This window comes from Alkalihalobacillus sp. MEB130 (assembly GCF_032335535.1).
GTDB lineage: Bacteria > Bacillota > Bacilli > Bacillales > Bacillaceae_D > Halalkalibacter.
Map to the genome: position 1 here is coordinate 25,668 of NZ_JAOANA010000014.1, position 12,816 is coordinate 38,483.

The window sequence follows — 12,816 nt, forward strand, 5'->3', positions numbered from 1 at the left end:
AAAACAATTGCAAACATATTTTGTTATCTAGTTTAGTTCCTGAACGTATGGTATGATTATTATTTAAGAAGGTTACTTTACTTAGTTACTATGTGTTGCATAAATTCATGCAAGGAGTCGATGAAATGTTCCTTTTACATCAATTGGATCATACCGTCAAAAAGTTAAAAGGGCAAATTGCGAATGCTCTCACCCTTTTAAATTTAGGTTTAGGTGCTTTTGCTATTATGTTTATTTTACAAAATGAATTACGGTTAGGTCTTCTGTTTATTACAATCGCTGCTCTAACGGATCGATTAGACGGAGCTGCGGCAAGGCGCTTTAACAGCACCTCTGAGTTTGGCAAACAGTTAGACTCCTTAAGTGATATTATATCATTTGGAGTTGCACCTGCGTTTTTATTATACCAGGCAATTTTATTTAGTTTCGGTTTACCAGGTATGTTTGTAACCATTTTCTTTATTGCATGTGGTGCCATTAGACTAGCCCGTTTTAACGTTATGGAAAGTACAGGCTATTTTGTCGGTTTACCCATAACAGCTGCCGGATGTATCTTAACATTCCAGCTTCTATTAGTACCATATATTTCTGCATTTTACTTTATGATTATTACTCTTGTATTAGCTATTCTTATGATTTCTTCTTTTACAGTACGAAAAATGTAAGAGGTGGACCCAATCGGTCCCCTCTTATTTTTTTACAATATTTGCGTAGACATTCAAAAAAATGAAGGATTCATGTCAAAAAATGTGAAAAATATGGGATAATATTCTTTTATTTCAGCCGAAAGTCTTGACACCTCTAGGGTTTCATTATTAAATAAAGTTGCGGCATTATTTTTAGCTTGTCGAAAATGACAGTTATTAAAAATGAAGAATGAACACTTCATACATAAGGTGAAGCGTTTTTCAAATCAAGGTATGAAAGGGAGTTTTTTTCAATGAACAAAACAGATTTAATTAATGCAGTATCGGAGCAAGCAGACCTTTCTAAAAAGGATGCGTCAAAAGCAGTAGACGCAGTATTCGACAGCATTACTACAGCGCTTGTTGAAGGTGGAAAAGTTCAACTTGTTGGCTTTGGTAGCTTCGAAGTACGTGAGCGTTCTGCACGTAAAGGACGTAATCCACAAACTGGCCAAGAAATTGAAATTCCTGCTACAAAGAATCCAGCATTCAAACCAGGTAAACAACTTAAAGACGCTGTAAACGAATAAGCTGATTACAAAAACGATGAGACAAGCTCTCATCGTTTTTTTAGTTTAGAGTGAATTCGATTCTTTGATAATATTACCCTTACTTTCAACATAGAGTGATTCTGAATAAGGTTTATTTAAGGAGGGTATATTCATTGAATAACTTTTATCAGAATGCACTATTTGAACATCGATTTTGGCTACAAGTGTTAGGCGATCATGCCAGATTTATTCGCGATACACTCTCTCCAACCGAAACAGAGTTAGTTAATAGAGCTGTTCAATTCATTGAAACGTTTGATACGCTGCTCGAAATGAGCCGTCAAACTATTTCTATAGAACAATTACAGCAGTTGACTGAGCGGGCCCATGAGCAAGCACAAGCCATTCGAGTATTTAAGTTAGACATTATTCATGAGCATTTAGTTGGTGATGTTACGATTGAACTTTCTCCAACTTTTTTAAATCACATGGTTAATGAAGTAGACGAATACTTAAGAATCTTACCGTACTTAATGGAGCAACAGGAGCCTCCGATTACTCATCCCCTTCACCACCATTTAGTTTGGCTGCTCGATGCTGCGGGCCATGCTGGTGGAATAACAGATTCCCTCGATTTAGTTGAGAAGCAACTACAAGAAAAGAGCGAAGCTTTTACGGAAAGATTTGAACAATATTATATCAAGGCTGTTGAAATGGCTGGTTATTTACGGGCGAACGTTGATCAGTTCCCAGCTTTAGACCGTTTTAATCATCATGTGAAACTTGAGCTCATTCTATTCAAAAACTTCTTACGTGAACTTGAGGAATTAGAAATGACAAACAAGCTATTAGGAACTCTCGATCAACTAATGGCTGATCACATGGCTCGTGAAGAATGTTATTACTTAGAAAAACTAGCTCAATCAGCTCAACTCGAATCCCACGATTGTGACCCAACCAAGCCTAGATCCAAGGAATAAGATTACGGGCGACCTTTTTATAAGGTCGCCCATTTTTTATTTTTCAGAGCATAAAGAATTCACACTTTTCCTATGTAACCGTTTTAATATAGTGAATTTAATGTTTTTTCAGAAAAATATATTGATTCGTATGTAAGAAATAGTTACAATACGTATACTTAGATTTTTCAGACAATTGGAGGATTCATGATTATGGTAACTTTTCTTTTCGCGATTGCGTTTCTTGTTGGTGGTTATTTTATTTATTCCAAAGTGGTAGAAAGAATTTTTGGCATTAATGACCAAAACAAGACACCTGCTTATACAAACTCTGATGCGATTGATTACACACCAATGCCTTGGTGGAAGGCTAGCTTAATTCAATTATTAAACATTGCTGGTCTTGGACCTATTTTCGGAGCGGTAGCTGGTGCGTTATATGGTCCAGTAGCATTCATCTGGATCGTTATTGGATGTCTTTTCGCTGGAGCTGTTCATGATTATTTTTCTGGAATGCTTTCTTTGCGTCATAATGGAGCTCAATTCCCTAGTCTTGTTGGACGTTATTTAGGGAACACCATGCGCGTGATGATTAATGTTGTTTCAATAGTATTAATGGTTCTTGTGGCGGCAGCCTTCACAGCAGGACCTGCTCAATTAATTGCTACTTTAACACCACTTTCATTTACATTAGCACTTGTTCTTATTTTTGCTTATTTTTTAGTTGCAGCTGTATTACCGGTAAATCGTGTTATTGGACGCATCTATCCTATTTTCGGTGCCATTTTAATTTTTATGGCCGTATCAATTGGAATCTCTTTGCTAGTTTCAGATCATTCCATTCCAAACCTTACGTTCGCTAACTTACATCCTGGAGATTTACCAATTTGGCCTTTATTAATGGTTACTATTTCATGTGGAGCTATTTCTGGTTTCCATAGTACACAAAGTCCTATTCTAGCTCGTACGATTAAACGTGAGTCACATGGCCGAAAAGTTTTCTACGGAGCCATGGTGGCAGAAGGTGTTATTGCCCTTATTTGGGCTGCAGCTGGAATGACTTTCTTTGGCGGAACAGGTGGCTTACAGGAAGCTTTAGCCGCTGGTGGACCTTCTGGAGTTGTAAACGAGATCTCCACAACATTACTAGGGACTCTTGGGGGAATTCTAGCTATTCTTGGAGTTATCATTCTTCCTATCACAACTGGAGATACAGCCTTACGTTCTTCACGAATGATGGTATTAGAACTCGTTGAGAAATTTTTAAAAGTTCGTGGATTAAAAGGAATTTTACTTGCTACCATTCCTGTAACAATTCCTGCATTTTGGTTATCAACGATTGATTATACGTTTCTATGGAGGTACGTTGGTGGAACAAATCAGTTAGTGGCTACCGTTATGTTATGGACAGCGGCCATGTACCTATTAGAAAATCGTAAATTTCATTGGATTTGCGGAATCCCAGCATTATTTATGACAGCCGTTGTTTCAACTTACTTCCTATATGCGCCAGAAGGCTTCTCTCTTCCTTATAGCGTTTCATTAGCTATTGGTGGCGCCATTACCCTAGTTGTTGCATTATGGTATGCAAACAAAGTTAGAAAAGCCCATCGTCAATCGCTTGACTCTTCTGCTAGCAATGTAGCTTAACTGTTAAAGAGTGCCTAAGGTTTAGATCAACCTTAGGCACTCTTTTTCAACTCTTGATTAATTTCCCTTCTCATAGCGCAATCTAATAATGATTTTTTCTGAGGAGGGATCTTGTTGAAATTTAGTGATATTCAATCAAAACAGACAGAAGGACAACCTGCTCAATCTCAAAACCATCAACCAGGAATTGAAAGTCAGATGAATCCTTTACCTGTTTATGATGATCCAAATTATAAGGGAACGGGAAAACTTGCCAAAAAGGTTGCTCTTATAACTGGCGGAGATAGTGGAATTGGACGAGCCGTAGCGATAGCGTTTGCCAAAGAAGGAGCCAACGTAAGTCTTGTTTATCTTGAGGAAACAGAAGATGCAACACAAACAAAAGAGGAAGTGGAAAAGTACGGTGGCAAGTGCCTCTTACTAGCAGGTGATATTGGTGAGGAAGCGTTTTGCCAAAAAGCGATTGAACAAACAATAACAACCTACGGGGCATTAGATTGTTTAATTAACAATGCAGCTGAACAATACTATCAAGAAAACATTGAGGATATATCAGTCGAACAACTCGAACGTACATTTAAAACCAATATCTTCTCATGCTTTCACTTTATAAAAGCTGCTATGCCCCATTTAAAACAAGGAAGTACAATTATTAATACAGCTTCTATTGTTGCGTACAAAGGCAACCCAGTACTAATGGATTATGCATCAACAAAAGGAGCCATGGTTGCCTTAACACGCTCACTATCTCAAAGTATTGTCTCTAAAGGCATACGAGTAAATGCTGTTGCCCCAGGCCCCATTTGGACGCCACTTATTCCTGCTTCTTTTCCAGCTGATCAAGTTGCAACATTTGGAACGACCACTCCAATGGGCAGACCTGGACAACCTGCAGAGCTAGCTCCTAGTTACGTTTACCTCGCTTCAGATGATTCTTCCTATGTGACAGGTCAGGTACTACACGTGAACGGTGGAGAAGTTATTAACGGATAATTTGAAAAAGCGAACGTGCAACAGGGGTTATTCGAAAAGGGTGTTTATCCTTTTTCGGGTAACCCCTTTTACATAGGATGATGAAATCTAACATATAATTTCAAAAAATTTAAAAATAACAAAGGATAAACACAGAAATTGTCTAATTTTACAATGTACCATCCATTGCTTCAACATGGTGCATTTTTTAGAAAAGTGGTGAAAATGAATGTCCCTTAACCCCTCCTTACAAAATTGCATTTCTCTAACATTAATTGAGTTCTTAGAAAATCACGAACCCGAATTTCTAACACTTTGGCAAGAACAAATTATTTTAGAGCAAAACGATATTCATAAAGAGAAAGTAAAAGAAAACGGCTATTTCATGTACGTTCTTATAAAAAAAACATTGCTAGACACTATTTCGGATACGGAAGTTCAAAAACTAGCCTATAAAGTCGCTCAGGAACGAGTAGACGCTAACATTAACATAGGGGATTTTGTCTACAATGTGAATATTGGTAGAAGTATCCTTATAACATTTGTTCTTAAGTCAGATATTACCGGGGAACCGTTAAACTCCATCATTAATAAAATTAATGCTCAATTTGACCGGTTCTGCTATTTTGCAGTAACAAGATATACAGAAATAAAAAATGCAGAGCTTGAGGAAAAGAACGTATTCATTAATCAATCTCATAACGACAAATTAACCATCTTAGGTCAAATGTCTTCAAGTTTTGTACATGAATTTCGAAACCCATTAACCTCTATAATCGGTTTCAATAAAATTTTAAGAACAGAATATCCAAATTTAAAATACCTAGACATTATTGAACTAGAATTAGACCAATTAAAATTTCGAATTACACAATTTTTGCATACATCGAAAATGAGTCTCGTTGATCAACCAAAAGAACAAGTTAAGGTAAGTCAATTACTAGAAACCATTCTCGAATTACTTTATCCTAGTATTATCGATTCTGATGTTCAAATTACAACCGAGTTCGATGATTGTATTTTTATCAATGCTCACAAAGATGAACTAAAACAAGTATTTTTAAACGTATTGTTTAATTCAATTGATGCAGTCCAACAAAGAAACGCGTCTCGAAAGATTTATATTAAGTGCTATGAAAAAGAGGATCAAGTAATTATCGAAGTCGCTAATAATGGACCGATGATCCCTGTCAATGTCCAAGAGACCATATTCGAGCCATTCTATACAACAAAAGAACTTGGTACAGGTATTGGGTTATTTGTTTGTAAAAAGATTATCGAGAAACATTCAGGTAACCTAACTTATTATTCTGATGAATCTCTAACTACCTTTTATATCCAACTTCCACTAAATACCTCTCTTAGCACTTAAAAAATTATATTAATAAAGGAGCTCGAATGAATGAGCTCCTTTGTTAACTATAATTATTTATTGCTTTAGCGATAGGTGATTAGTTTGTCACTTTTAATTTTGAGACACGTTTCATATCGCTTCGAAATGCATAATACTTTTTATTTACTTCCTCCATTCTTTTCTTCAACGATGCCTCATCTAATTCCGGTTCTACGTATTCTTCATGAATAACCTGCTTTTGCCATTGATCCCATTTACTCTTCATATCTTTTCATACTCCCTTTCCTACTATTCTCTTTATTTTGAATATTCTTTCTTTTAATTACATAATTTGGTTAGGTTGATCAGTCTTTTACTTTTAAAAAAATAACTTGTTATTTTATTTTGTTGCTATATGTAGTTTAAGATTCACAATCAATCTTATCAATATAAATAAAAGATGGAATTCATATCGAATTGATATGATAGTAAAAAAATAACTAAAGTACTTTCGAATCTTTCCTTAATAAGAAGTGTCCCAATCAAAAAAGTGCCTTCTAGATCTCACTTGTTCCCTAGAAGGCATTTGACTAGTTCACTACAAATCATGCAACCACTTTTCGTTAAATACAATTTGAAATAAGCTGAACAAAACACAATACTGAAAACGCTTAAAAAAAGCTTGAATTATGCCAAAACTTGACATATATTCATATAAAAAGGGGGAATTACATTGTTAATGAAACAAACTCTAGATGAACTAAAATTTGAAGTGGAGGAAAAGTTAAACAGGAAACTAACAAAAGAAGAAATCATTTTTCTAACCTGGCTTCAAGAAAAAGTAGATGAAGAGAAGGATCTGTCATAGCCTACTTACATTATTTAAATTCTCAATTTTGTATAGTTATACATTATCTCATTGATGTTCTTTCGTTTTATTCATTAAATCTTTACTTTTGTAAAATCCAAGCAAGAACTCATAAAATAACTTTTCTGTTGGAAGTAATTGCCGTTCACTTGGTACAAGGATTCCCACTGTACGAGTTACAGATGGTTCTACAATGGGTATTTTCACCGTTGCATGCGGTAGATTTTCAACTAACGTAATTTCTGGTATTAATGTTATACCTAGACCTGCTGATACTAACCCTTTTAACGCGTCAATATCATCTCCCTCAAATGATATGTTTGGATCAAATCCAGATTGAATACAAGCTTGCACAATAAGGTCTCGTAAAATAAATCCTTTAGGTAATAAGATAAAAGGTTCGTTGCGAAGCTCTTTCATAGTTAAAAATTCTCTGTCCGCTAAAGGATGATTAAGAGGTAGTAAGGCAACCACACTCTCCGTAAATAATATTTTACTTTTCACCTTTTTCTTCTCAGTCGGTACTGGCCCAATTAATGCCATATTGAAATCCCCATTTATAACGCCTTTTATGAGCTCATAATAAGTCGCTTGCTTCAGTTGAAATTTAGCATTGGGATACTGCTCTCGAAATGCAACTATGGCACTTGGAAGAGTATAAGCTGCCATACTAATTGGGAATGCAATTCGGATTGTCCCTTGTTCCGGGTCTAAGTATTCTTCTACTTCAAGCCGTGCATTATCAATTACATTCATTGCTTGTTTCATACGTTCTAGAAACATTTTTCCAATTGGCGTTACCTTCACTCTTCTACCTTCCCTTATAAATAAATCGACTCCTAATTCTGATTCTAAGTTAGCAATTTGCCGACTCACCGCTGATTGTGCTACGTGTAACGCATCTGCTGCCTCTGTAACATGCTCTCTTTTTGCTACTTCCATAAAATATCTAATTTGTCTCAGTTCCATATAATCACCTTTTCAATCTCAACTTGGCATTAAGATTATCTAATTTACATATTGTTTCGATTAGTTATTAATAATAAGATATACCATATTAGAAAATCTAACAAATAATATTAGAAAACTCAGTAATTTGCATAAAACTTTACATGATTATTTTTAACAAAGCAGGAGGGAAACATGACAACTTTAGTACAACACCAACATGTAGAAACACAGATTGTAGAAAGTTATGTAGCGGAAGTTTATGAACTAGTAAAAAAACGCAATCCAAATGAAAGTGAATTTCATCAGGCTGTTAAAGAAGTGTTTGATTCTTTAGTACCTGTGCTAGTTGAAAACCCAAAGTATATGGAACATGGCATTCTTGAGAGAATGGTTGAGCCGGAACGCGTAATCAGCTTTCAAATACCTTGGATTGATGATCAAGGAACGGTTCGAGTAAACCGTGGGTTTCGTGTCCAGTTTAATAGCGCAATTGGTCCATACAAAGGAGGACTTCGCTTCCACCCATCAGTAAATGCAAGCATTGTTAAGTTCCTAGGTTTTGAACAAATTTTCAAAAATTCCCTAACTGGTCAACCAATCGGTGGTGGCAAAGGTGGCTCCGACTTTGATCCGAAAGGAAAATCGGACAGAGAGATTATGCGATTTACTCAAAGCTTTATGAGTGAGCTCTCTAAATATATTGGTCCTGATGTTGACGTTCCTGCTGGTGATATCGGAGTAGGTGCCAGAGAAATCGGATATATGTTTGGACAATATAAAAAAATTCGAGGTGCATACGAAGCTGGCGTTCTTACAGGAAAAGGGCTAAATTATGGTGGAAGCCTAGGTAGAAAAGAAGCTACTGGATATGGAACTGTTTATTTCGTCGAAGAAATGCTACGCGATTCAGGCCGTGGATTTAAAGGAAGTACAGTAGTCGTTTCAGGTTCTGGAAATGTTTCGATCTATGCTATCGAAAAAGCTCATCAGCTAGGCGCTAAGGTTGTGGCATGTAGTGATTCAAGTGGATACATTTATGATGAGCAAGGAATTAACCTTGAAACAGTAAAAAGGTTAAAAGAAGTTGAAGGTAAGAGAATTAGTGAATATGTTGAAGAACACCCTAACGCTCAATATCATTCAGGATGCTCAGGTATTTGGTCGATTCCTTGCGATATCGCTTTACCTTGTGCTACTCAAAACGAAATCGATGAAATAGCTGCTAAACTTTTAGTATCCAATGGAGTCATTGCTGTAGGAGAAGGAGCAAACATGCCTTCAACGTTAGAAGCCATAAGCATTTTCCATGAAAAGAAAGTACTTTTCGGTCCAGCTAAAGCTGTTAATGCAGGCGGAGTCGCTGTTTCAGCATTAGAAATGGCTCAAAATAGTATGAGACTTTCTTGGACACTTGATGAAGTTGATACTAAACTTCAAGAAATCATGAAAAACATTTATACAAATAGCATCAATGCTGCAAATGAGTACAATGCTCCTGGAAACCTTGTAGTTGGGGCAAATATCGCTGGATTTAAAAAAGTAGCAGATGCTATGATTGCACAAGGAGTTATTTAGTTCCAAAAAAAACAGGGCTTACTATCATAAGTAAGCCCTGTTTTTTGATTTAATCAATGTGAAGAGTGATAGCCATATCACCAGCCCCTAATCAAAAAAAGGGTTAGATTAGGCTATACTCACTCACTTTCCTCCATAAGTGATATTTTTTTTGAAAGCCTTGCTAATTCACTTAGCCTTCTATCTTCACTTGTCCTTCCGGTTTTTCATGTAAGTGTGAATTTGGGCCTGCTTGAAGCATGAAGCTCCCTCCATCATGTCCTAGTATTCCTTTTACCTCTTTTGCAACTTGAATTAATCTATCAAGATTCATTCCCGTCTCTATTCCCATTTCAGAAAAGGTATGAACTAAATCTTCGGTTGCAATATTCCCACTTGCTCCAGGTGCATAAGGACAACCTCCTAGACCCGCAATGGAGCTATCAAAATGAATCACCCCTTGCTGCAAAGCCGCTATGGCATTAGCTATAGCCATTCCACGTGTATTATGAAGATGCATGGAAAAGGTCATACCAGGATATATTCCTTTCAGTTTACCTAGCATATCATATACTTGTTTAGGATTAGCCATACCAGTTGTATCTGCTAGCGATACTTCCTCAATTCCCAAGTTCATATAACGTGTTACAATGTCATTGATTCGCTCTTGTGGCACAACTCCTTCATAAGGACAACCAAAGGCGACTGAAATGGAACCCCCAACCTTCACTCCATGTTTTTCTGCTAATTCAACAATAGGTGAGAATCCTTTTTGAGCTTCTTCCGTTGTACAATTCGCATTTGATAGACTATGAGAGTCTGTCGCAGAAAGCATGAGCTTTAACTTTTTAATCCCTGCATCTATCGCACGTTGAGCTCCTCTTACATTAGGAACCAATGCCCGGAACTTAATGTCCGATAACTCTTGAGACTTGATTACCACTTCCTCTGCATCACGCAATTGTGGTATCGCTTTCGGATGAACAAAAGATGTAATCTCCATCGATTGTACGCCGGTTGATGCGAGCTTTTTAATTATCTCAATTTTTTGCTCCGTTGGAATCCATTCGTTTTCTGCTTGAAACCCGTCGCGAGGAGCTACTTCACAAATAATAGCTTTCTGTGGTAATGTGAGCCCTTTCATTCCCATTAGATAACTCCTTTCTCTTTTAACGAAGCCAAGTCATCAGCTGTTAAACCTAGCTTCCCTCCTAATATTTCTTCATTATGCTCACCTAATTCAGGGGCACGATGGCGTATAGCACCAGGAGTACGCGAAAACTTAGGTACAACACCAGGGACTTTCACCTTACCTAAACGAGGATGGTCAACTTCAACAATATTCTCTCTTGCCTTGTATTGCGCATCATTGAAAATATCCTCGATTGTTAAAATCGGACTTACCGGTACTCCAAAAGCATCTAATTTTTCTTGAAGGTCCTTTTGTGTATACTTTTTGATCCAATTTGAAACAATTTCTTGAACTTCGAGATCATTCTTTAAACGTTCAGAGTTCGTATAATACCTGGAATCTTCTAACATATCCGTTCTTTCCATAGCTTCTGCTAAACGATTGAAGGTAGAATCTGTACTACAAACTAAAACGACATATTTACCATCTTTTGTTTCATATGTTCCAGCTGGACTCGAATGCCCTGCTAAACCTGGACTTCTTTCCCTTACTTTTCCGTTTTGATCATACTCAGCTACCAAGAACTCTAGCATTCTAAAGATAGATTCATATAATCCCATTTCTACTTCTTGACCTTCTTCATCACCATTTTTCTCTAATTGATAAAGGGCACTGACAGCTGCAAATGCCACATATATACCTGTAATATAATCTAATAGTGAATAAGAAGGACTAACAGGTGGGCGATCTGGGTAACCTTGAATAGCTGTGTGCCCACTGAATGCTGTACCCGGTGTACCAAAGCCAGCTTTCTCTCGATAAGGTCCCGTTTGACCGAATCCTGAAATCCTTACCATCACTAGCTTAGGATTTACCTGCTTTAACTCTTCATATCCTAAACCCCATTTTTCTAATGTACCTGGACGAAAATTTTCAATTAGTATATCTACCTTACTTATCAGTTGTTTAAAAATTTCTTTCCCTTCATCTTGCCGAATATCTAGTGTAATTGATTTTTTATTACGTGCTAAACCGGGCCATCTTAAAGGTTCATCCCCTTTCCAAGGTCCAACGGTACGAAGAGTATCTCCTTTACCCGGAAGCTCTACTTTGGTTACCTCTGCTCCTAAATCAGCTAATAAGGTCGCACCAAACGGAGCTGCAATCATTGTAGATATATCTAAAATTTGAACCCCTGTTAAAGGTCCGTGATTTGGTAGAAACATCGGCTCTCTCCCTCCTCAATTCAAACTGTTTTTTTAAAAGATTCTAAGATCTATATGATTAGGAATTGCTATGCGAGAAGATCATCCCTTTTGTTCTTTTGCAAGTGAGTATCAAGATACTCCTTTGCTGTTTGTAGACACCGCCTTGCAAACTCCTCATACCCCAATTCCTGAGATCGCTTGCTATGTGGAAGTTCTATTGAATAAGGAACCTTTGGAATTCTCTGAATGATACTCTTGATATCAATTCCTCCTTCACCTACATATAAACGTTCCTCACGCAATATACGAGTCATCTCTTCTTTAGAACTTGGGATATCAGCTGGAGCATCACATAGATGAAAATATCGAAACCATTCACGAGGAACCGAATCTAGATCCTCAATTTTATCCCCTGATCGGTGAAAATGATGCGCATCAATCATAAGACCCGCATTTTCCCTCTTTACTGTATGCAAAACATCGAGTGCACCTTTTAAGTTTTTAACGCTCGCAATAGGAACAAACTCCAATTCAATCGTAAGCCCAAAAGGCTTAGCTAAATCACAAAGCTCCGCAAATTTTTCAATGGCATAATGATAATCCTCTGTCCAGATACTGCTAAGCACATGCCGTCCACCGAGCTCTGCTGCAACTTCAAAGGCTGGGAGATAGCTTTTTGGATCCACACCATCATAAATACGAGCCAATTCAATATCTAGTAGCTTAATTCCAGTGTCTGAAAATGCACGTTTTGTTTCTCTTAACATCTCTTTATTCTCAGCTAATGCGTAGTTTGGCTCATCATGCAATCCCATATAGATAGGTCGTAAACTGACAAAATCATAACCTGCTCGTGAAGCGATGTAAGTGAGCTCGGGCGGCGTGCACCCGAGAGCTGTTAGATGAGCTATGGAAAATTCATGTGTCATTTTTCTCACATACCTCCATTCAGTATTAAGCTACACGATTGTAGTTTCCTAGCCTATATTAGGCATTGGCTACTTTTGAAAAA

The 12,816-nt window shown here is 37.1% G+C and carries 13 protein-coding genes; 8 read left to right on the plus strand and 5 right to left on the minus strand.

Annotation, left to right across the window (positions count from 1 at the left end):
- Positions 1–125 precede the first annotated feature (125 nt).
- The 6 genes from pssA (at position 126) to N0O92_RS14660 (ending at position 6,130) form a co-directional block, all read left to right on the plus strand.
- Positions 126–665: a CDP-diacylglycerol--serine O-phosphatidyltransferase gene (gene pssA, locus N0O92_RS14635; RefSeq protein WP_315615401.1), complete on the plus strand. Its 540-nt coding sequence runs from the start codon at positions 126–128 to the stop codon at positions 663–665.
- Between the two features lie 275 nt (positions 666–940).
- On the plus strand, positions 941–1,216 hold the full coding sequence (locus tag N0O92_RS14640) for an HU family DNA-binding protein (RefSeq protein WP_034625140.1): 276 nt from the start codon (positions 941–943) through the stop codon (positions 1,214–1,216).
- Positions 1,217–1,350: 134 nt separating this feature from the next.
- The gene (locus N0O92_RS14645) at positions 1,351–2,157 is read left to right on the plus strand and encodes a DUF2935 domain-containing protein (RefSeq protein WP_315615402.1); all 807 of its coding nucleotides are present in this window, start codon (positions 1,351–1,353) and stop codon (positions 2,155–2,157) included.
- 192 nt (positions 2,158–2,349) lie between these two features.
- Positions 2,350–3,786: a carbon starvation CstA family protein gene (locus tag N0O92_RS14650; protein WP_315615502.1), complete on the plus strand. Its 1,437-nt coding sequence runs from the start codon at positions 2,350–2,352 to the stop codon at positions 3,784–3,786.
- Between the two features lie 114 nt (positions 3,787–3,900).
- Positions 3,901–4,779, plus strand: a complete 879-nt coding sequence (locus N0O92_RS14655) for an SDR family oxidoreductase (RefSeq protein WP_315615403.1) — start codon at positions 3,901–3,903, stop codon at positions 4,777–4,779.
- A 208-nt stretch (positions 4,780–4,987) separates the two neighbouring features.
- Positions 4,988–6,130 (plus strand): histidine kinase N-terminal domain-containing protein, encoded by a 1,143-nt coding sequence (locus tag N0O92_RS14660; protein WP_315615404.1) that lies wholly within the window; start codon positions 4,988–4,990, stop codon positions 6,128–6,130.
- 79 nt (positions 6,131–6,209) lie between these two features.
- On the opposite strand, the gene N0O92_RS14665 is transcribed toward N0O92_RS14660, so the two are convergent.
- Positions 6,210–6,377: a hypothetical protein gene (locus N0O92_RS14665; RefSeq protein WP_315615405.1), complete on the minus strand. Its 168-nt coding sequence runs from the start codon at positions 6,375–6,377 to the stop codon at positions 6,210–6,212.
- A 447-nt stretch (positions 6,378–6,824) separates the two neighbouring features.
- Between N0O92_RS14665 and N0O92_RS14670 the strand changes: the two genes are divergently transcribed.
- Positions 6,825–6,959, plus strand: coding sequence for a hypothetical protein (locus N0O92_RS14670; RefSeq protein WP_315615406.1), 135 nt, complete (start codon positions 6,825–6,827; stop codon positions 6,957–6,959).
- A gap of 48 nt (positions 6,960–7,007) precedes the next feature.
- Here N0O92_RS14670 and gltC read toward each other — a convergent pair whose 3' ends face one another.
- Positions 7,008–7,928 carry a glutamate biosynthesis transcriptional regulator GltC gene (gene gltC / locus N0O92_RS14675; protein ID WP_315615407.1) on the minus strand — a complete coding sequence of 307 codons (921 nt, stop codon included), beginning with the start codon at positions 7,926–7,928 and terminating at the stop codon, positions 7,008–7,010.
- A gap of 174 nt (positions 7,929–8,102) precedes the next feature.
- Here gltC and gdhA point away from each other — a divergent pair, with 174 nt between their 5' ends.
- The gene (gdhA, locus tag N0O92_RS14680; RefSeq protein WP_315615408.1) at positions 8,103–9,485 is read left to right on the plus strand and encodes an NADP-specific glutamate dehydrogenase; all 1,383 of its coding nucleotides are present in this window, start codon (positions 8,103–8,105) and stop codon (positions 9,483–9,485) included.
- A gap of 172 nt (positions 9,486–9,657) precedes the next feature.
- On the opposite strand, the gene N0O92_RS14685 is transcribed toward gdhA, so the two are convergent.
- From N0O92_RS14685 to N0O92_RS14695, 3 genes are all read right to left on the minus strand, one after another.
- On the minus strand, positions 9,658–10,614 hold the full coding sequence (locus N0O92_RS14685; protein ID WP_315615409.1) for a hydroxymethylglutaryl-CoA lyase: 957 nt from the start codon (positions 10,612–10,614) through the stop codon (positions 9,658–9,660).
- A complete protein-coding gene (locus N0O92_RS14690; RefSeq protein WP_315615410.1) occupies positions 10,614–11,822 on the minus strand; it encodes a CaiB/BaiF CoA transferase family protein in 1,209 nt (402 codons plus the stop codon). The genes N0O92_RS14685 and N0O92_RS14690 overlap by 1 nt, the downstream gene beginning before the upstream one ends.
- 68 nt (positions 11,823–11,890) lie before the next feature.
- Entirely contained in the window at positions 11,891–12,733 is an 843-nt protein-coding gene (locus N0O92_RS14695; RefSeq protein WP_315615411.1) for a sugar phosphate isomerase/epimerase family protein, read from the minus strand.
- Positions 12,734–12,816 lie beyond the last annotated feature (83 nt).

Excerpts from the sequence above, each read along its gene's own strand:
- pssA (WP_315615401.1), top strand. The coding sequence starts at position 126 with ATGTTCCTTTTACATCAATTGGATCATACCGTCAAAAAGTTAAAAGGG.
- N0O92_RS14640 (WP_034625140.1), top strand. The coding sequence starts at position 941 with ATGAACAAAACAGATTTAATTAATGCAGTATCGGAGCAAGCAGACCTT.
- N0O92_RS14650 (WP_315615502.1), top strand. The coding sequence starts at position 2,350 with ATGGTAACTTTTCTTTTCGCGATTGCGTTTCTTGTTGGTGGTTATTTT.
- N0O92_RS14660 (WP_315615404.1), top strand. The coding sequence starts at position 4,988 with ATGTCCCTTAACCCCTCCTTACAAAATTGCATTTCTCTAACATTAATT.
- N0O92_RS14665 (WP_315615405.1), bottom strand. The coding sequence starts at position 6,377 with ATGAAGAGTAAATGGGATCAATGGCAAAAGCAGGTTATTCATGAAGAA.
- gltC (WP_315615407.1), bottom strand. The coding sequence starts at position 7,928 with ATGGAACTGAGACAAATTAGATATTTTATGGAAGTAGCAAAAAGAGAG.
- gdhA (WP_315615408.1), top strand. The coding sequence starts at position 8,103 with ATGACAACTTTAGTACAACACCAACATGTAGAAACACAGATTGTAGAA.
- N0O92_RS14685 (WP_315615409.1), bottom strand. The coding sequence starts at position 10,614 with ATGGGAATGAAAGGGCTCACATTACCACAGAAAGCTATTATTTGTGAA.
- N0O92_RS14690 (WP_315615410.1), bottom strand. The coding sequence starts at position 11,822 with ATGTTTCTACCAAATCACGGACCTTTAACAGGGGTTCAAATTTTAGAT.
- N0O92_RS14695 (WP_315615411.1), bottom strand. The coding sequence starts at position 12,733 with ATGACACATGAATTTTCCATAGCTCATCTAACAGCTCTCGGGTGCACG.